Annotated in this window: 20 protein-coding genes; 10 read left to right on the top strand and 10 right to left on the bottom strand. The window is 59.4% G+C overall.

Annotated features, from left to right (window positions below; all coding sequences use genetic code 11):
* The first annotated feature begins 3 nt into the window (after window positions 1–3).
* Window positions 4–261 (top strand): BolA family iron metabolism protein IbaG, encoded by a 258-nt coding sequence (gene ibaG / locus G5358_RS15655; RefSeq protein WP_005306001.1) that lies wholly within the window; start codon window positions 4–6, stop codon window positions 259–261.
* An 18-nt stretch (window positions 262–279) separates the two neighbouring features.
* Complete coding sequence (gene murA, locus G5358_RS15660; protein ID WP_005341797.1) at window positions 280–1536, top strand: UDP-N-acetylglucosamine 1-carboxyvinyltransferase; 1257 nt, start codon at window positions 280–282, stop codon at window positions 1534–1536.
* A gap of 579 nt (window positions 1537–2115) precedes the next feature.
* Here the strand turns inward: murA and G5358_RS15665 are convergent.
* The gene (locus G5358_RS15665) at window positions 2116–3369 is read right to left on the bottom strand and encodes a phospholipase D family protein (RefSeq protein WP_421324416.1); all 1254 of its coding nucleotides are present in this window, start codon (window positions 3367–3369) and stop codon (window positions 2116–2118) included.
* Window positions 3370–3442: 73 nt separating this feature from the next.
* Here G5358_RS15665 and G5358_RS15670 point away from each other — a divergent pair, with 73 nt between their 5' ends.
* The gene (locus G5358_RS15670) at window positions 3443–3619 is read left to right on the top strand and encodes a hypothetical protein (RefSeq protein WP_337073412.1); all 177 of its coding nucleotides are present in this window, start codon (window positions 3443–3445) and stop codon (window positions 3617–3619) included.
* On the opposite strand, the gene G5358_RS15675 is transcribed toward G5358_RS15670, so the two are convergent.
* From G5358_RS15675 to tatA, 3 genes are all read right to left on the bottom strand, one after another.
* Window positions 3597–5018 carry a transglycosylase SLT domain-containing protein gene (locus G5358_RS15675; protein ID WP_421324418.1) on the bottom strand — a complete coding sequence of 474 codons (1422 nt, stop codon included), beginning with the start codon at window positions 5016–5018 and terminating at the stop codon, window positions 3597–3599. The two genes, G5358_RS15670 and G5358_RS15675, sit on opposite strands and share 23 nt — an antisense overlap.
* Before the next feature lie 228 nt (window positions 5019–5246).
* Window positions 5247–5549 (bottom strand): YfcZ/YiiS family protein, encoded by a 303-nt coding sequence (locus G5358_RS15680; protein WP_101531245.1) that lies wholly within the window; start codon window positions 5547–5549, stop codon window positions 5247–5249.
* A 16-nt stretch (window positions 5550–5565) separates the two neighbouring features.
* Window positions 5566–5727 carry a twin-arginine translocase TatA/TatE family subunit gene (gene tatA, locus G5358_RS15685; RefSeq protein ID WP_005339944.1) on the bottom strand — a complete coding sequence of 54 codons (162 nt, stop codon included), beginning with the start codon at window positions 5725–5727 and terminating at the stop codon, window positions 5566–5568.
* Window positions 5728–6003: 276 nt separating this feature from the next.
* Between tatA and G5358_RS15690 the strand changes: the two genes are divergently transcribed.
* A complete protein-coding gene (locus tag G5358_RS15690) occupies window positions 6004–6972 on the top strand; it encodes a LysR family transcriptional regulator (RefSeq protein WP_005348538.1) in 969 nt (322 codons plus the stop codon).
* A gap of 77 nt (window positions 6973–7049) precedes the next feature.
* Here the strand turns inward: G5358_RS15690 and G5358_RS15695 are convergent, their stop codons facing one another.
* Both G5358_RS15695 and G5358_RS15700 read right to left on the bottom strand, forming a co-directional pair.
* Window positions 7050–7649, bottom strand: a complete 600-nt coding sequence (locus G5358_RS15695) for a YhgN family NAAT transporter (RefSeq protein ID WP_041234986.1) — start codon at window positions 7647–7649, stop codon at window positions 7050–7052.
* A 99-nt stretch (window positions 7650–7748) separates the two neighbouring features.
* On the bottom strand, window positions 7749–7994 hold the full coding sequence (locus tag G5358_RS15700) for a YecH family metal-binding protein (RefSeq protein WP_005357633.1): 246 nt from the start codon (window positions 7992–7994) through the stop codon (window positions 7749–7751).
* A 209-nt stretch (window positions 7995–8203) separates the two neighbouring features.
* On the opposite strand from G5358_RS15700, the gene G5358_RS15705 reads away from it, so the two are divergent.
* Window positions 8204–9487, top strand: a complete 1284-nt coding sequence (locus tag G5358_RS15705; protein WP_005357632.1) for a dicarboxylate/amino acid:cation symporter — start codon at window positions 8204–8206, stop codon at window positions 9485–9487.
* 11 nt (window positions 9488–9498) lie between these two features.
* On the opposite strand, the gene G5358_RS15710 is transcribed toward G5358_RS15705, so the two are convergent.
* Complete coding sequence (locus G5358_RS15710) at window positions 9499–9813, bottom strand: DUF2007 domain-containing protein (protein ID WP_201958984.1); 315 nt, start codon at window positions 9811–9813, stop codon at window positions 9499–9501.
* 9 nt (window positions 9814–9822) lie between these two features.
* On the bottom strand, window positions 9823–10725 hold the full coding sequence (locus G5358_RS15715) for a LysR family transcriptional regulator (protein WP_019444678.1): 903 nt from the start codon (window positions 10723–10725) through the stop codon (window positions 9823–9825).
* Window positions 10726–10821: 96 nt separating this feature from the next.
* Here G5358_RS15715 and G5358_RS15720 point away from each other — a divergent pair, with 96 nt between their 5' ends.
* On the top strand, window positions 10822–11874 hold the full coding sequence (locus G5358_RS15720; protein WP_005348510.1) for an HlyD family secretion protein: 1053 nt from the start codon (window positions 10822–10824) through the stop codon (window positions 11872–11874).
* A complete protein-coding gene (locus G5358_RS15725) occupies window positions 11874–13427 on the top strand; it encodes a DHA2 family efflux MFS transporter permease subunit (protein WP_216952227.1) in 1554 nt (517 codons plus the stop codon). Before G5358_RS15720 ends, G5358_RS15725 begins: the two co-directional genes overlap by 1 nt.
* A gap of 78 nt (window positions 13428–13505) precedes the next feature.
* Here G5358_RS15725 and G5358_RS15730 read toward each other — a convergent pair whose 3' ends face one another.
* Window positions 13506–14132 (bottom strand): lysoplasmalogenase, encoded by a 627-nt coding sequence (locus tag G5358_RS15730; protein WP_164537865.1) that lies wholly within the window; start codon window positions 14130–14132, stop codon window positions 13506–13508.
* A 175-nt stretch (window positions 14133–14307) separates the two neighbouring features.
* Here G5358_RS15730 and G5358_RS15735 point away from each other — a divergent pair, with 175 nt between their 5' ends.
* Window positions 14308–14463: a hypothetical protein gene (locus G5358_RS15735; RefSeq protein WP_005348505.1), complete on the top strand. Its 156-nt coding sequence runs from the start codon at window positions 14308–14310 to the stop codon at window positions 14461–14463.
* Between the two features lie 216 nt (window positions 14464–14679).
* Here the strand turns inward: G5358_RS15735 and G5358_RS15740 are convergent, their stop codons facing one another.
* A complete protein-coding gene (locus tag G5358_RS15740; protein ID WP_216952228.1) occupies window positions 14680–15798 on the bottom strand; it encodes a fatty acid desaturase in 1119 nt (372 codons plus the stop codon).
* Between the two features lie 147 nt (window positions 15799–15945).
* Here G5358_RS15740 and fabR point away from each other — a divergent pair, with 147 nt between their 5' ends.
* Both fabR and G5358_RS15750 read left to right on the top strand, forming a co-directional pair.
* Window positions 15946–16566, top strand: a complete 621-nt coding sequence (gene fabR, locus G5358_RS15745; RefSeq protein WP_005339921.1) for an HTH-type transcriptional repressor FabR — start codon at window positions 15946–15948, stop codon at window positions 16564–16566.
* Window positions 16567–16585: 19 nt separating this feature from the next.
* Window positions 16586–16951 carry a YijD family membrane protein gene (locus G5358_RS15750; RefSeq protein ID WP_139442142.1) on the top strand — a complete coding sequence of 122 codons (366 nt, stop codon included), beginning with the start codon at window positions 16586–16588 and terminating at the stop codon, window positions 16949–16951.
* The last annotated feature ends 495 nt before the right edge of the window (window positions 16952–17446 follow it).

Consider the following 17446-nt stretch of genomic DNA (forward strand, 5'->3'; position numbering starts at 1 on the left):
ATAATGCAAGTCTCTGAAATTGAAGCGATACTCCTTGAGGCTCTGCCATTGTCCGAAGTCCATGTCAAAGGGGACGGTAGTCACTACCAAGTGATCGCCGTCGGTGACATGTTTGACGGCATGAGCCGGGTCAAGAAGCAGCAGGCCATCTATGCCCCGCTGATGGACAAGATCGCCAGCAACGCCATTCACGCCCTCTCCATCAAGGCGTTCACCGACGCCGAGTGGAAACGCGAACGTAAATTCCTATTGCCCTCCTGATTTGGTAACGAAGTAAAAATGGACAAATTCAAAATCGATGGTCGTTGTACTCTCAACGGCGAAGTGACCATCTCCGGCGCCAAAAACGCCGCGCTGCCGATCCTGTTCGCGACCCTGCTTTGTGATGAAGAGGTACACCTCTCCAACGTGCCGCGACTGAAAGATGTGGGCACCACCATCAAGCTGCTGGAGATGCTGGGCGCGACCACCAAGGTCAACGGCAACGTCACCGTGCTGACCGGTGCGGTGAACAACCATGTCGCTCCCTACGAGCTGGTGAAGACCATGCGCGCCTCCATTCTGGCGCTGGGTCCGCTGGCTGCCCGTTTCGGCGCAGCTGACGTCTCCCTGCCAGGCGGTTGCGCTATCGGTGCCCGTCCGGTCAACCTGCACGTCCACGGTCTGGAGCTGATGGGCGCCAAGATCACCATCGAGGATGGCTACATCAAGGCCCGCGTTGACGGTCGCCTGAAGGGTGCCCATATCCTGATGGACATGGTCTCCGTCACCGGTACCGAAAACCTGATGATGGCCGCCACCCTGGCTGAAGGCCGTACCGTGATCGAAAACGCCGCGCGCGAGCCGGAAGTGGTCGATCTGGCCCACTTCCTCAACGCGCTGGGCGCCAAGATCCAGGGTGCAGGCACCGACACCCTGATCATCGACGGCGTCGAGCGTCTGCACGGCGGCAGCTACAGCGTCCAGCCTGACCGTATCGAAACCGGTACCTTCCTGGTGGGCGCAGCGGTTACCGGCGGCAAGATCACCTGCCGTAACACCGACCCTACCCTGCTGGAAGCGGTACTGGTCAAGCTGGAAGAGGCTGGCGCCCTGATTGAGAAGGGTGAAGACTGGATTACCCTCGACATGACTGGCCGCACCCTCAAGCCGGTCACCATCAAGACTGCCCCCTACCCGGCCTTCCCGACCGACATGCAAGCCCAGTTCACCGTACTGAACGCGGTGGCCCAAGGTACCGGCATGATCACCGAGACCATCTTCGAGAACCGCTTCATGCACGTTCCCGAGCTGGTACGGATGGGCGCCGACATCGAGTTGCAGGGTAACGTGGCCATCTGCCGCGATACCGCCCAGCTCAAGGGTGCCCAGGTGATGGCGACCGATCTGCGCGCCTCTGCCAGTCTGGTGCTGGCCGGCTTCGTGGCTGAAGGTTCCACCATCGTCGATCGCATCTACCACATCGACCGTGGCTACGAGAACATCGAGCAGAAGCTGCAAGGTCTGGGTGGCCACATCGAGCGCATCAAGGGCTGATAGCTCCCTGATCGCTGGCCGATAAAAAGGCCCCCTCGCTAATGCAAGGGGGCCTTTTTACATTCGCCTGGTCTGCCGAGATTTAATGCGGTCGAGAGTGGCCCATATCGTGTCAGGCTATTTACCAGCCCCCCTGGCGGCCAATGTTCATTGGCTCGAGACTCGCCAAAGAACCAAAAAAGTGGGGTGACATGTCCATGTCACCCCCTCGCAAATAGCATGTTCCATATTGGAGTCCGGCCACGCCGAGCTTCTGTTTCACTTTCCGATAGTTCGCGACCCATCTGAAGTGCGCGCCAATTGCAGCGATGCAACCGGCCAGCTACCCGTTACAACCTTCGTCCACACGGCAGACAAGCCACCGTGTTTGTCCTTGCAACTGAAATATTACGCATAAAAACAAAATAAAAAACGTTTTTATGCCCATTCCATTCACATTGAAGTACAAAAAACAGCCTTATCATCACCACTAAATTGTTATAAAACAGCTAGATAGATTCAATCATAGTTATTAACCCGCAAAGGTCATCAGCAATGACTTACAAGGCTTTGCGAGATCTCGCACAAAAAATGGCCGCCTCACAGCCAACGGCGCAGTGGCAACCAGTCGCTCAGGCGGGCTATCAGCCGCCTTGACCACCCCTCGGGTTTGCGCGGCAATCCACCGGCCTGCACCTGCCAGCGAGCCAGCCACATTCGCAGCGCCTCGCAGATCGGCGGGCAGTGCAGATGCAGCATCAGCTCGGTATTGAGAAACAGCGAGCGGGGATCAAGGTTGAGGCTGCCAAACAGCGCCCGCGCCTCCCCCAGCAGGATCAGCTTGGCGTGCAGGCTGCCGTGGCCATGATCAAACTCGGCGACCCGGATCCCGCGACGCAGCAACCAGCCGAGATAGCGTTGGTAGGCGCCATAGACCAGCGGCACATCGGTACTGGCCAGCGAGTTGGTGAGAATATCGATGGCAACACCCTGCTGGCGCAGCCGCGCCAGACGATGCCGAAACCCGCGGGTCAGGATGAGGTAAGGGGTCACCAACCCCAGCGAGCCGGGATTGTCAGCCAGCTGGCGCCACAGCTGGCGAGCGGTGGTGGGGCGGGAGATAAGCCCCTTGCCGGGACGATCGAACCACACCTCGGCACGACCCTCATGCCATTGCAGCGGCACATCGCTTTCGTCGAACAGTTCCGCGGGCAGATCGTAGACCGTCGCCACCGTCGGATCCGTCATGGTGAACAGGAAGTCGTTGACCACCTCTATTTCGGCGGGCAGCAGCTTGCGGCGCAGCAGATGGCGGATGGGGTGACTCCAGCGGCTGCGCCAGAACTGCTCGAACCCCTGCGCCATCTGCTGGCACAGCCCCCCCTGACAGGCGAGATCGAGATCCACGAAGGGAGCCTGCGGCTCCAGACCGAAGTAACGATCGCCGATGTTGCGCCCGCCGATCAGCGCCAGCTTGCCATCCACCAGCAGCAGTTTGTTGTGCATCCGGTGGTTGATGCGGCGAAAGCTGAACAACCCCTCCAGCAGCAGTGCCAGCGGGCGCCAGCCACGCAGCCAGAAGGGGTTGAACAGCCGCACCTCGATCCCCGGGTAGTGAGCCACCATCTCCAGAAAGCGGTTGTCACCGGCATAGAGATCATCCACCAGCAGCTGCACCTTGACGCCGCGCCGAGCGGCGTGAAGCAGCTCGCTCAGCAGCAACTTGCCGCTGCTGTCCTCCTCCCAGCTGTAGTACTGCGCCTGGATCCGCTCGCGGGCATGGCGGATCCATTGACAACGCACCTTCAGCGCCAGCTGGGGATCGTCGATCAGGGCAAAGGATCCGGGGATCATGGTGTCATCCTGCTGTCATGGCCGGGTGTCATAACGCTGGCGAGCCTCTTCACATATTCAAAAGGAGTTGCTGATGGAACTGCATGATACCCCGATGTTGCGCTATCTGGGCCAGCTCAGCCAGCCAGATCTCATCCCGGCCACCGGCCCCGCCCACTGGTTCCTGCAACACAGGGACGGTGGCTGGCAACTGCCGACCGTGCAGGCGACCCTGCTAGTCAACCGGCTCAGGGCTGAGCCGCTTCGATAGCGGCAGCCTTGCCCTCGATCTGGGGCAGGCTGAAACGATAGGCCACGTAGTACTTGTAGATGGTGCCAACATAGTTGATCGGCCCCTGCCCGACTTCGTTGGCCACCAGTTGATCCACGTTGCCGAACCAGACGTTAGGATCGAGCCCCTGCTTCTCCGCCTTGCCTCGCAGCGCCTGCACCCGGTTCGGCCCGGCGTTGTAGGCGGCGAGGGCAAACAGGTGACGGTTGAGCCGATCCAGCTCGGGATCATTGAAGTAGGTATCGAGGATCAACCGCATGTAGCGGCAGGCGGCTTCCACATTGCCCTCAAGGGTGGTCAGTCTGACGCCGTTGATGCCGACCTCCCGCCCCGTGCTAGGCAGCAGTTGCATGATGCCCACGGCCCCCTTGTGCGAACGCGCCTTGGGATTGAGGCCGGACTCCTTGTAACCGAGCGCCGCCAGCATCAGCCAGTCGAGATCGTATTGATTAGCGTACTTCTCCAGCACCTTGCGAATGGTCGCCAGTCGCCCCATGGGATCCGGCGCCAGGATATTGCTCATCTGATCGCTGTGAACCAGCAACCGGCGCAGAGTCATGTCGCTGTAGAGGCTGTTGCGGCTGACGCTCGCCAGATAGCCATTGACCGCCTTGAGCAGCTCGGGGCTGTTCTTGCGCAGCGCCCAGCCACTGGTGCCGTTGCTGCGCAGGGGGATCAACTTGTGAGCCTTGAGACCGGAGATCATGCCACCCAGCCAGATCCGCCCCTTGTAGCTGTCGGTCACCGTCAGAGGAATAATGCCTGCAGCCACCATCTCCAGCAGATCGCCATCCTGTAGATATTCGGGCACCGTCTCGATATAGACGGGGGGCAGCCCCAACTCACGAAACAGCCAGTTGAGCTGACGCAAACTCTCGTAGTAGCTGGAGCTGGCGCGCACCCAGACCCGCCTGCCGGAGAGCTGGGTAATGCGGTTGAAGGCGGGCAAGCTGTTCTGGCTCACCACCCACTCCTCGATGGAGGAGATGAGCGGCCGGGAGAAGGCCACCTGTTCACGCCGGGTCGGGGTCACCGTCATGGTCGCCGCCACCAGATCGCCGCGCCCCTCGGCCAGATAGTCCAGCAGCTTGTCCTGGCGCACCGGGATGTAGACCACCTTGAGTTTGACCTTCTCTTTGGCAAGATAGATGTTGTTCAGCCAGCGCTCGAATCCTTGCAGCTGATTGACCAGAATGCCGTACTGGGAGCCGCGATCGAGAAAATAGAAACCACGCTCATAGACCACCAGAGCCCTGAGTTCGCGCTTTTGCAGAATGCTTTCGAGGTCCCCGGGTTGGGGCAAACGCACCGGCTTGAGCTCAGCCGCCAGCAGGGAAAAACAGCAGAGGGCCAGCAGAGCCCAAATCCAGCGTCGCATCACGATGGCTGCCCCTGTGCTGAGGTCACGCCTGCTGCCTGTTGGCAGCACGGATCACGATAGAGGGTGGGATTGGGGGCAGAGATCCATCGCTGCGTCATGATATTTACGCCTTCTGTTGGCCGACTCGCGCCGGGCAAAACGTCTGTGGGATAGAGTAACTATAGAACGCCGACCCACAGCAGAAGGGTCAACACGGCAGGCAAACCTGCCGCGTTATCAGACAACTCAGATAGAGCGGGCCCGCATTTCGAAAATCAGTTTTTCGGCGGTGCAGGTGAATTGCAGGCGGGCTTTCAGGATCACGCCGTTGGCGCCCTGGGTCAGTTCGCTGCTCACTTGAGCTTCGGCGGTGACCTGTTTGGCCAGTGCTTCATAGGCAGCCAGCTTGGCGCGGGCATCCGCCTCGGCCGCGGCTTCAATAACCAGCTCCATCACATCATCGCCTTCGCCGATGATGGTGCCGATCTCGGCAAAACAGCCACAGCTGTCACAGGTTTCGTTCAGTTCAACTTTCTCGTCTACAGACATTTTCTACTCCTACTGCTTATTTCGGATGATTTGCGTCGTCACGCATCGCCTTGCGAAAATCTTTGATGGCAGTACCCAGATCCTCACCTGCACTGGCAAGACGCTTGCTGCCGAAGACCAGCACAACGACCAGCAAGAGGATCAACATATGCCAGATATGAATTCCACCGAGTCCCATAGGGATACTCCCTCACAAAGAGATATCTGTTACTTGTATCAAAATAGAGCGCAGGGATTGTTGGGCAAAATCAAGGCAGGTGCAAGTGAGCAAATAAATCATAGCCAAAAAATAGGGCGACCCTGAGGTCGCCATATTGATTGTGCTACATGTCCCCTCAACCGCTACATCCTGTACCAGTGGTTCATGCGAACCTGAGACCATTCGAGGATAAGATCGCCAAGATATGAAAACAAATGGTATAAATTCATCTTAGAATTGAAGAGGATTCATATCATGCTGCTGGAACAACTGGGTCGCATCGACCTCAATTTGCTGATTATCCTGCAGGTACTGCTGGAGGAGCGCAACGGCAGCAAGGCGGCACGCCGCCTTCATCTGAGCCAGTCCGCCGTCAGCAAAGCCCTCGGCCGTCTGCGCGATACCTTCAATGATCCCCTCTTCATCCGCTCCGCCTACGGGCTGGAACCCACCGGCCGCGCCCTTGCGCTGCAACAGCAGTTGCAACCCATCCTGCTGTCGCTGGATAACCTGATCCAGCCGCCCGAGTTCGACCCCGCCAGCTCGGAGCGAGAGTTCGTCATCGCCAGCATGGACAGCGCCTTCACCCTGTTTGCCCCGCTCTACCTGAGCGAGTTGAAGCGGCAGGCACCAAGGATCCGCTTGCGTTACGAGGAGTGGACCGAGAACAGCCTGACCGAGATGAGTCAGGGACAGGTGGACATCGCCTTCGCGGTGCGGGAGAACTGCATCAGCTCCGATTATCGGCTCGATACCCTGCCCGACAGCATCTGTCAGCGAGTGCTGGCGGTCGATGATCTCACCTGTCTGGTGCAGCAGCACCACCCCGCGCTGCGGGAGCCCAACTGGAATCTGGAGCACTACCTCAGCTATCCCCATGTGCAGACTTACTGCGAGGGGCGAGACCGCTGGATGCTGGATCACAAGCTGGCGGAGCAGGATCTCTACCGGCGTATCGAGGCAACCGTGCCCTCCTTCGAGGCGGCGCTGCGGATGGGGATGCACTCCGACATGATAGTGACCCTCTCCAGGCTCTACGCTCGCCACGCTACCCAGGTCTATCCGCTGTTGCAGCTGCCGCTGCCCATCGGGTTGGACAGCATCTCCCATCTGCTCATCTGGCATCAGCGTCACAGCGAGGATCCGGGCCACCGCTGGCTGCGGGAATTGCTGCTCTCCCTCATCATGAGCAAACTGGAACCCGCAGCGACCACTCACGAGTGACGACACGCCCTCTCGGCAGGAAGAAAAGAACGGGGCTCTGCGTAGCCCCGTTTCATTCACTTCAAGATGTAAACCGCTCAGCCTTGGCCGGTCACTGCCAGATAGTGATGTACCCCGTCCAGCAGCATCTGGACCGAGATCATCACCAACAGCATACCCATCAACCGCTCCACCGCAGTGAGTCCCCGCTCACCCAGCAGCTTGTTGAATACCTCGTAGAACATCAGGATCACCGCGCTGGCAGCCCAGGCCATAAAGAGTGCCAGCGACCAGTCCACCATCCGGGTCGGCTCCTGATTGGCCAGCAGCATCAAAGAAGCCAGGATAGAAGGACCGGCGATCATCGGGATCGCCATCGGCACCAGGAAGGGCTCCTCGCCCGCCGCCAGCCCGGTCACGCCCCCCTCACTCGGGAAGATCATCTTGATGGCGATCAGGAACAGGATGATGCCCCCCGCAATGCTGACCGCCTCCTGCCGCAGGTTGAGGAAACCGAGGATCTGCTGACCGACGAACAGGAACAGCATCATGATGGCCAGCGAGAAGAGCAGCTCGCGCACCATCACCTTGCGGCGTCGCTTGGGATCGATATGACGCAGTATAGAGAGGAAGACCGGCAGGTTGCCCAGCGGGTCCATGATCAGAAACAGCATGACTGCGGCAGAGAAAGTATCCATACAACGCCCGGGCTACGCCCTGAATAGGGAAAAGAGAGGGGGCGAAATATAGCAAAGGGCGAAGAATTGAGCGAGCGCCATGATGCGCTCGCAGCGGGATTAACCGTGGTTGCAGATCTTGTCGGCACGGGTCTGGAAACCCTCGGCCGAGTCGATGAATTTGCCGCGAGCAGCCAGAAAGTCGATCAGCGCTTCCGCATCCATCTCGCTGGCGCTGCAGGTATGAAAACGGGCCTCGGCACCGAACCGCTCGGCCATCGCCTGTTTCAGGCTGGCACGGGTAAATTGCCCCCCTTGTGCCAACATCATCTCCATCACTTCGTGACCATGAACCGATTGCGACATCTCTCACCTCAATAATAAACATATTTAATGCCAATTAAATATCTCCCCGCCCGGAGGGATCTTGATATAGGCCAATAAATTGCGCATTACCTGGTCAGGGGAGTGGTCACCGCCACCGCTTTGTCGATAATGTGGCAACCCGCGTCAGGGATCGCTACACTGGCGCCCCTTTTTGGCCATCGCAGACAATGTATAAGGATATTGGCGTCATGCTGTTCCATGGAGAGGCTCTCAAGCCCTGGCAGATCTGGACCCGCCGACCACTCTGGCTCAAGACCCTGATCGGCATGCTGACAGGGGTGGGTCTGGGCGTCGGCTTTGAAGAGCAAGCCCTGCTGCTCAAGCCCCTTGGCGTCCTGTTCGTCAACACCATCCAGATGCTGATGGTGCCCCTCATTTTCTGTTCGGTCATCGCCGGCCTCACCTCGCTGCTCAAGGGCAAGGCCCTCGATCGCATCGGCAGCAAGGCGATCTGCCTCTACTTCTGCTCGACCGCCATCGCCATCTGCATCGGCCTGATGATGGGCTGGCTGCTGGAACCCGGCATGGGTGCCGACATGGGCCCCTATGAGCGGGTCGGTATGTCGGAACCACCCACCCTGGCCAGCGTGCTGAGCCATCTGGTGCCGAGCAACCCGGTACAGGCGATGGTGGATGGCAAGATCCTGCAAGTGATCGTCTTTGCGGTGGCGCTGGCGGTGGCCCTCAATGCCAGCGGTCGCCGTGGCCGCCCCGCCATCCTCTTCTTCACCTCGCTGGCCGAGGGGATGTTCAAGCTGACCCAGATGGTGATGGCGCTCGCCCCTTATGGTGTCTGCGCCCTGATGGCCTGGATGACCGGCAAGTACGGTCTCGATCTGCTGCTACCGCTGCTCAAGGTGATCGGCGCCGTCTACCTCGGCTGCCTGCTGCACGTGCTCGGGGTCTATAGCACCCTGCTGCTCCTGCTGGCACGGCTCAATCCGCTGCACTACTTCAAGAGCATCGTCGATGCTCAGGCGGTGGCCTTCACCAGCAGCTCCAGCAACTCCACCCTGCCCATCAGTCTAGCCTGCGCCGAGAAGCGGCTGGGAGTCTCCCCCGCCATCACAGCCAAGGTGCTGCCCATCGGCGCCACCATCAACATGGATGGCACAGCCCTCTATCAGGGAGTGACTGCGCTGTTCGTGGCTCAGGCATTCGGTGTGGATCTGCACATGGTCGATTACCTGACCATCATCAGCATCGCCACCCTGGCAAGTATCGGCACCGCAGGCACCCCGGGCACCGGGCTGATGCTGCTGACCCTGACCCTGACGGCGGTGGGCTTGCCGCTGGAAGGGGTGGCACTGATTGCAGGCATTGACCGGATCCTCGACATGGCGCGCACCACGGTCAACGTATCGGGGGATATTCTGGTGTCGGTGCTGATCGCCCGCAGCGAAAACGAGCTGGATCTGGCGACCTATCACGATGCCAGCGCAGGGGAAGATATCGAGTTCCCGCCGCGCTAGCGGAAGAGAGATCAGCTGTCGTGGGGATCGTGGTGACAGCGCCAGCAGACGTCGAAGTTGGCGCCGTTCTCCTCCCCGCACTGGCCGCACAGCCAGCCGTTACCCTGGCGCTGCTGGTAACGCTCGATGACCCTTCCTGCCTTGCTGCGATCCTCGGCCAGCACCATCAGAGTCACCTGCAACATGTCGACCGGCAGTTCGCCAAGGGCGCCAGACAGCCCCTCGCCATTGAGGCGCACCAGCACCCCTTCCGCCTCCAGCGCCCCTTTCAACGCGTGCGCCTCCAGGGTGTGTGAGGCGCGATAGAGATTGATCCAGTTATCCATAGCTCCCCCTTACAACAACTTGTCGATGCCAAACTCGGCGCCGTTCTCAATCATGAAATCGATGAATGCCCGCAACTTGCGCGGCATCAGTTGCCGCTCCGGAAACAGCAAATAAATCGGCACCCTGGGTTGCTGCCACTCTGGCAGCAGGATCACCAATTCGCCGCTGGCCAGCTCATCCTGACAGAGCATAGCGGGTAACGAAGCCAACCCCAGCCCCGCCTTCGCAGCCTCCCGGGCACAGGTAATATTATTGACCCGAAAACGGGATGGGGGGTCAACCAGCACCTCTCTGCCATCCAGCTCGAAGCACCAGTGAGAGGCGAGAAACCCGCTGCTCACCGTCACCCGCTCGTGGTTGGCCAGATCCTCCGGCCGCTCGATGACCGGGCTGCGGGCAAGATAGTCCGGGCTGGCACAGAGCAGCCTTCCGGTGCTCCAGAGTCGGCGCGCCGCCAGATTGGAGTCGCTCATGTCGCCAATCCGCACCACCGCATCCAGCCCTTCGCTGATGGGATCCACCACCCGGTTGGTCAGCTCCAGCTCCACCTGCAGGGCGGGATAGGCCTGCAAAAACTTGGCGACCAAGCGCCCGACCACCAGTTGCCCCGTTTCGATGGGCACCGCCAGTTTGAGGGTGCCGGTTACCTCCTGCTGGCTGGCGCTCAGCATCAGCTCGGCTTCGGTCAGGGCATCGACCGCCTTGCTGCAGTGCAGGTAGTACTTCTCCCCCTCCTCGGTCAAAGTGAGCTGACGGGTGGAGCGATAGAGCAGACGCACTCCGAGCCGCTGTTCAAGCTCGGCGATGCGGCGGCTGACCATCGCCTTGGTCATCCCCAGCTCGCGGGCGGCCCCCGTAAACGAGCCCTTGTCGACGATACGCACCAGAATTAACGCGGCATTGAGATCCATTGTTGCACCAGTGAAACTGTATATCTCGTGAACCAATACTAATCGAAACAGTTGACCAGTGTTAGCCTGCGCCCCTTAAGTTCAGGAATCACAAAAATGAGTCAACACAAAAAAATTCCCCTGCTGGCAGCCATGATATTGGCGCTGCTCGGTCTGCTGTTCGCCGGTTACTGGTATCTTCACGGCCGCTATTTTGAAAGCACCGACAACGCCTATCTGCAAAGTGAAGTGACCGGGATCAGCTCCAAACTGCCCGGCTATATCCGCGAAGTGCTGGTCACCGACAACCAGCCAGTCAAAGCGGGCCAACTGATCGCCCGGCTCGATGATCGCGAATACAAAACCAGGGTCGCGGAGGCCGAAGCCGACCTGCGCCTCAATCAGGCGACGGCCGAAAATCTGGCCGCCACCCGCACCCAACAACTGAGCCTGATCCAGCAGGCCGAGGCCAAGGTCGCCTCCGCCAATGCCGAACAGCTGCGTGCCAGCCAGCAGGTCAACCGGATCAGTCAGCTCAACCAGCGCCACTACAGCTCGCAAGACAGTCTGGACGAGGTGCGTGCCGGACTGCAGGTCAATCAGGCGCAAGCCCGGGAGGCCCAAGCCGCCCTGCAAGCGGCCCGTGAGCGACTGCTGGTACTGGATGCCGAGCGCAAACAGAACTTGGCCAAGCTGGCGTTGAGCGAAGCACAACTGGAGCAGGCCAAGCTGGAGCTCGGCTACACCGAGCTGCGGGCACCGGCCGATGGCATCATCGGCAAGCGCAGCCTGCGGGAAGGCCTCTACGTCCAGTCCGGTATGCAGGTCGCCAGCCTGGTGCCGCTGCAGCAGGTGTGGGTCGAGGCCAACTTCAAGGAGACCCAGCTCGCCCATATGCAGCCGGGCCAGAAGGTCGAAGTGGTACTCGATGCCTACCCGGATCAACCGGTCGAGGGGATCATCGACAGCTTGGCCCCGGCGACCGGCGCCAAGTTCGCCCTGCTGCCACCGGAGAATGCCACCGGCAACTTCACCAAAATTGTGCAACGGGTACCGGTCAAGATCCGCATCCCCGAGCCGGGCCCGCTGGCAGGCAAGCTGCTGCCGGGTCTCTCCACCGAAGTGATCGTGGATACCCGCACTCCTGATCCCGTGGTGGCTGCCAACTGATGGAACCCATTCCACGTCGCAACTGGATCGCGGTCATGGGGGGGCTTATCGGCGCCTTCATGGCCATCCTCGATATCCAGATCACCAATGCCTCACTGAAGGATATTCAGGGGGCCCTGTCGGCCACCCTGAGCGAAAGCTCCTGGATCTCCACCTCCTATCTGGTGGCGGAGATGATCGCCATCCCCCTGAGTGGCTGGCTGAGCCGAGGGCTGAGCGTGCGCCGCTACCTGCTCTGGACCACCGGCGCCTTTATCGCCGCCTCCGTGCTCTGCTCGTTCAGCTGGAACCTCACCAGCATGATCGTCTTCCGAGCGCTGCAAGGCTTCACTGGCGGGGCGCTGATCCCGATGGCCTTCTCCCTCATCGTCACCCTGTTGCCGCTCCAGAAGCGGGCCACCGGCATGGCGCTGTTTGGCCTCTGCGCCACCTTCGCCCCCGCCATCGGCCCAACCCTCGGCGGCTGGCTCACCGAGCAGATGTCGTGGCACTACATCTTCTATCTCAACGTGCCGCCGGGACTGCTGGTGATGGCCATGCTGGCCCACGGGCTGGATAAAAAACCGGTGGACTGGGCCGTGATCAAGCGGGTAGACCTCATCGGGATTGTCACCATGGCGCTCGGCCTCGGCTTGCTGGAGGTGGTACTGGAAGAGGGCAACCGGGAGGACTGGTTCGGCTCAAGCTTCATCGTGCGACTGGCGGTCATCTCGGCGGTGGCGCTGGTGTTCTTTGTCATCAGCCAGCTGATCCGCCGTCACCCGCTGGTCAATCTGCGGCTGCTGCACAACCCGCGCTTCGCACTCGCCTGCTTCGCCTATCTGATCCTCGGCATGGCGCTGATGGGATCTATCTATGTGTTGCCGCTCTACATGACCCAGATCCACAACTACAACGCGCTGGAGATCGGCGAAGTCCTTATGTGGATGGGGCTGCCGCAACTGCTGGTGCTACCGCTGGTGCCCAAGCTGACCCACAAGATAGACCCGCGCTATCTGGTGAGCTTCGGCTTCCTGATCTTCGCAGTCAGCTGCTTTATGAACGTCAACATGAGTGCCGACTACGCCGGGCCGCAGCTCATTCAGTCGCTTATCGTGCGGGCGCTGGGGCAGCCCTTCATCATGGTGCCGCTCTCCCTGGTCGCCACCGCCAGCCTGAGCCACGACGAGATCCCCTCCTCCTCGACTCTGCTCAACGTGCTGCGCAACCTCGGTGGTGCGTTCGGTATCGCCATCATCGCGACCCTGCTCGACAACGATACCCGCACCCATGTGCTGCAGATTGGCAGCACTCTGGCCGCCAGCAGTGTCGAGGGGCAGAGCTATCTGCTGCAACTGGCCCAGAGCATGATGGCGCAGGGTTCAGGCCCCGAGATTGCCCAGCAGCAAGCCCACGCCATGCTGGCCAATACCATCAACCGGGAGGCGGCCATCATGGCCTACAACCAGGTGTTCTACATCATGGGGATCTTCCTGCTGATCGCCAGCGGCCTGATGCTGTTGCTCAAATCCCCCGCCCCACGGGCAGCGGATGCCGAACCGCTAGAGGCGTGAAAAACCGCCGGGAATAAAACGAAAAACGGGCAAGCGCCCGTTTTTCGTTATCTGTTGCCTGTACTCAACCGCATGGCGTTATCCCGCCAGCGACCCCGCAATCAGGAATTGCGCCGCAAAGTAGCTGCTCATCACCCAGGCTCGAGCGTGGGGAAAGGGGCGGCGGAAGCGATCGAGCGCCAGCATGCTGTCGGAGAAGAGGAACATCAGTGCCCCCACCAAAGCGGCGGCCGAACCGGCAGTGAGAGAGGCGTGCCAGGCACCGGCGGCCACCCAAGCCATGCCGATGATCACCAGCATGTAGCAAAAGACCGGGATCCGCATCTCTCCCAGCTTGCCCCACAGCAGGCCAAATACCATGCCGGCAATCAGCAACAGCAGCAAGCCATCCACCAGATTGAGCAGCAGCGGTCCCTGGGCAAAGCCGACGATATAGCAGAGATGCGCGACAAGAAATGCCGCCAACCCCTGAATGAAGCGATCCCTTGGCAACATCAGCAGCACATCGCCCGCCAGCGAGAGGCAGAGGCCGAGCAGGATCCAGGCATGGGAACCGTCGTGGTCATAACTCTGGTAGCCGAACGCCAACGCAATGATAAGCAGCATGGTCAGCGGCTTGCTGATATAGAACTGGCGGCTGTCTGAACCGTAGGCAGCACGGATGTGCCACCAACCTGAAGCGATGATCAAGAAACTCAATAACATGCCCTGCTCCTCACCTGTTGCTCGCAGTCATACGGCAACCGTTTTTATCATGGTGCAGGGTAACAAATTCCCTACCCCAGTGGCAGGGGTGCTGATCAAATGGACAGACTAAGCCTAAAGTCTAATTGCCGCCCCGAGTGGTTCAGGGCATAAGTGACGGGTCTGGAGGATCACCATGGAAGAAGCTATGAAGAATTATCTGCCCGCCATCGATATCATGATGTGCCATCTGGGGATCAGCTTTGAGCAGGCCTGCGAACAGCTGGGTCTTAGCCAGCAGGAGCAACAGGCGCTGGATCAGTTGCAGCAACAGCAGAGCCAAGCCAACTAAGCCCTCCCGTTATTGGATATCATGATGCGCTATCTGGGGATCAGCTTTGAGCAGGCCTGTGAACAGCTGGGTCTCAGCCAGCAGGAGCAGCAGGCACTGGATCAGTTGCAGCAACAGCAGAGCCAAACCAACTAGCCCGTTCAAACATGCATACCAAAGAGAAGACCGCCAGCAGGCGGTCTTCTCTTTTAGTATGTGTGATACCCCGGCAAGGCATCATGCAATGCCTGCCAGCAGGCGACTCCAGTTGCGTTTACCAGCGATAAAGCCGTCACGCAGGGCCCGGTACTCCAGTTGCAGCTTGAGGCGGTCATAGCGCGCCAGCGCCTTGCGCTTGCGCAGCTCCAGCAGCCGCTTGCGACTAGCGTAATAGTGTTGCAACTGCTGGCTCAGCTTGTCGTACTCCTCCTGCAGCAGCGCCTGCCACAGTTCGCGATCTTCCTGCTTGCGCAACTTGGCTTGTGCCCGTTTCAGCTGCATCTGCAGCCGGGCTTGTTCGATACGCTCCTCCGGCGAAGATCTGAGATCTCCCGCCAGACCGCACCAGGAGGCGAGCCGGATCAACCACTTGGTCGGATCGAACTGCCACCAGTGAATGCCATTGCGGTAGTCATTCTCGAACAGGTGGTGAAAGTTGTGGTACCCCTCGCCAAAGGTGAAAAAAGCCAGGATGCCGTTATCGCGAGCGGTATTGCGGTCGGTATAGGGCTGACTGCCCCAGATGTGGGCCAGCGAATTGATGAAGAAGGTGGTGTGGTGAGTCATCACCATTCTCAGCACGCCTGCCAACAGCAACATGCCGAGCATATCCCCGTGCCATAGGCCGAGCAGCAGCGGCAGCCCCAGATTGGCCGCCAGCGCCAGCGTCAGATAGTGACGGTGCTGAAACGCGACCACCGGGTTGTTCTGCAGGTCACGCACATTATTGTAATCGCCATAGCGATCTCCCTGATGCTCCCGCAGCATCCAGCCAATGTGGGAATACCAGAAGCCGCGCCCCGCGCTGTAGGGGTCTTTATCGTTGTCATCCACATGACGATGGTGATGGCGGTGATCGGCCGACCAGTGCAGGGCCGAATTCTGCAGCGCCAACGCACCGCCGATGGCAAACAACCACTGCAAAGCGGGGTGCGCCTTGTAGGCCTTGTGCGACCAGAGCCGGTGATAGCCTGCGGTGATGGAGAGACCACTAAGGCAGAACAACAACAGGAAACTGGCCCACTGCCAGAGATCGTAACCGTGGCTCACGCCGTACCAGGGCACGACAATCAACGCCACTATCCCGGAGAGGGAGAACAGCAGGGTATTGGTGAAAATAATGGGGGGTCTGGCCATCTCATTGCATCCTTTCAGCGAACAGCTGTTAGCCATTTTCTATGGTGATTTCCTCACGGTCAATGGTAAAAAAATAGGATACAAACCTGATCCTGAGGCGCCTTCGGGTTATCATTTGTCCTCGTTAAGCTGAAGGTGACTGATTTCGTGGGTATTCGCGCTCAACAAAAAGAAAAAACCCGGCGTACATTGATCGATGCTGCATTCAGCCAACTGTGCGCCAATCGGAGTTTCTCCAATCTCAGCCTGCGGGAAGTCGCTCGCGAAGCGGGTATCGCGCCCACCTCTTTCTATCGCCACTTTCGCGATATGGAGGAACTGGGCCTGACCCTGGTTGACGAAGGAGGCCTTACCCTGCGCCAACTGATGCGCCAGGCACGCCAGCGCATTGCCGGTGGTGGCAGTGTCATCAGCACCTCGGTGCAGACCTTTATGGAGTTTGTCGAGAACAACCCCAACATCTTTCGGCTGCTGCTGCGGGAACGCTCCGGCACCTCGGCCGCCTTTCGCCAGGCGGTAGCTCGCGAAATCCAGCACTTTATCGCAGAGCTGACCGATTATCTGGAAGCCACCACAGAAGCACCACGGGAAGATGCCTACATCCAGGCAGAAGCCATGGTCACCATCGTCTTCAGTGCCGGTGCCGATGCACTCGACATGACCAGCGAAGAGTGCCGTGCACTCTCCGACCGAACAATTCGCCAACTGCGGATGATCGCCATGGGCGCCGAGGTACAAAACCAGAAGCGCCGTGAACCTCACCCATGACCACAGGATGGAGAACGACATGCCTGAACAGCTTATGATCCCGAAAAAACCGCTTGCCATGGCCATGCTGATTGGTATCTGTGGCGATGCCTCTCTGGCCGTGCTGACCAACTCGGTCGTGCCTTTCTCCTTCTTCCCGCTGATTGCCCTCTGGCTGGCGGCCTATCAGCTGTTCCAGCACTATCGCCATGAACCCATGGTGGGCAACACCCCCATCTGTACCCTGCTCTGCTTCTTTATCGGTGTCTTCGGTCACTCCGCGCTGCTCAAGGTGCAATACCCGGAGCTTGGCAGCAACTTCTTTTCCCTGATTATGATGCTGCTGTTACTGGCGGCCCTCTCCATCAAGCTCGGCCTGAGCATTGGCAACAAAGAGAAGCCCTGATAAATCAACCGAGTGATGGTAATCAGTTGATAGATAAAGCAAAGAGGCCTTCCCGTCGGGAAGGTCTCTTTGCTTGAACTGTACCTGATGAATCCGGCAATCTCGGTATTCCCAACCTAGCCAAACGGCTTGGCTTCAAGATCGATGTGCAGATGGAAGCGGAGGTGGTAAATATGGGACTGCCCTGTAGTCAGCAAGCGGCAGAAGCCTGATTTGACCCCTTGTAGACTCGTTCAAATGGCTGATAAGGCCCGGATATAGCCCGAAAATGGCGGGAATAACCGGCTATCTGGCCCTCTCTTGGCAGGTAAAAACCAAACGTTGGCTGTTTAACACGCTAAAAACACCAAGGCCCGGTCGTGAAGCCGGGCTTTGTGTTGATTCTGGTGTGCAAATCTGTGGGTCTTATGGACAAAATCGCCCATAGCAAAAAGGCCTTCCCATCAGGGAAGGCCTTCAAATTAGTGGCGGAGCGGACGGGACTCGAACCCGCGA

The organism is Aeromonas sp. 604176 (genome assembly GCF_049170755.1).
GTDB lineage: Bacteria > Pseudomonadota > Gammaproteobacteria > Enterobacterales > Aeromonadaceae > Aeromonas > Aeromonas veronii_A.

Excerpts from the sequence above, each read along its gene's own strand:
- G5358_RS15705 (WP_005357632.1), top strand. The coding sequence starts at position 8,204 with ATGCTGTTCCATGGAGAGGCTCTCAAGCCCTGGCAGATCTGGACCCGC.
- G5358_RS15690 (WP_005348538.1), top strand. The coding sequence starts at position 6,004 with ATGCTGCTGGAACAACTGGGTCGCATCGACCTCAATTTGCTGATTATC.
- G5358_RS15735 (WP_005348505.1), top strand. The coding sequence starts at position 14,308 with ATGGAAGAAGCTATGAAGAATTATCTGCCCGCCATCGATATCATGATG.
- G5358_RS15750 (WP_139442142.1), top strand. The coding sequence starts at position 16,586 with ATGCCTGAACAGCTTATGATCCCGAAAAAACCGCTTGCCATGGCCATG.
- murA (WP_005341797.1), top strand. The coding sequence starts at position 280 with ATGGACAAATTCAAAATCGATGGTCGTTGTACTCTCAACGGCGAAGTG.
- G5358_RS15740 (WP_216952228.1), bottom strand. The coding sequence starts at position 15,798 with ATGGCCAGACCCCCCATTATTTTCACCAATACCCTGCTGTTCTCCCTC.
- ibaG (WP_005306001.1), top strand. The coding sequence starts at position 4 with ATGCAAGTCTCTGAAATTGAAGCGATACTCCTTGAGGCTCTGCCATTG.
- G5358_RS15665 (WP_421324416.1), bottom strand. The coding sequence starts at position 3,369 with ATGATCCCCGGATCCTTTGCCCTGATCGACGATCCCCAGCTGGCGCTG.
- tatA (WP_005339944.1), bottom strand. The coding sequence starts at position 5,727 with ATGGGACTCGGTGGAATTCATATCTGGCATATGTTGATCCTCTTGCTG.
- G5358_RS15710 (WP_201958984.1), bottom strand. The coding sequence starts at position 9,813 with ATGGATAACTGGATCAATCTCTATCGCGCCTCACACACCCTGGAGGCG.
- G5358_RS15700 (WP_005357633.1), bottom strand. The coding sequence starts at position 7,994 with ATGTCGCAATCGGTTCATGGTCACGAAGTGATGGAGATGATGTTGGCA.
- G5358_RS15730 (WP_164537865.1), bottom strand. The coding sequence starts at position 14,132 with ATGTTATTGAGTTTCTTGATCATCGCTTCAGGTTGGTGGCACATCCGT.
- G5358_RS15695 (WP_041234986.1), bottom strand. The coding sequence starts at position 7,649 with ATGGATACTTTCTCTGCCGCAGTCATGCTGTTTCTGATCATGGACCCG.
- G5358_RS15680 (WP_101531245.1), bottom strand. The coding sequence starts at position 5,549 with ATGTCTGTAGACGAGAAAGTTGAACTGAACGAAACCTGTGACAGCTGT.
- G5358_RS15715 (WP_019444678.1), bottom strand. The coding sequence starts at position 10,725 with ATGGATCTCAATGCCGCGTTAATTCTGGTGCGTATCGTCGACAAGGGC.
- G5358_RS15675 (WP_421324418.1), bottom strand. The coding sequence starts at position 5,018 with ATGCGACGCTGGATTTGGGCTCTGCTGGCCCTCTGCTGTTTTTCCCTG.
- G5358_RS15720 (WP_005348510.1), top strand. The coding sequence starts at position 10,822 with ATGAGTCAACACAAAAAAATTCCCCTGCTGGCAGCCATGATATTGGCG.
- G5358_RS15670 (WP_337073412.1), top strand. The coding sequence starts at position 3,443 with ATGGAACTGCATGATACCCCGATGTTGCGCTATCTGGGCCAGCTCAGC.
- G5358_RS15725 (WP_216952227.1), top strand. The coding sequence starts at position 11,874 with ATGGAACCCATTCCACGTCGCAACTGGATCGCGGTCATGGGGGGGCTT.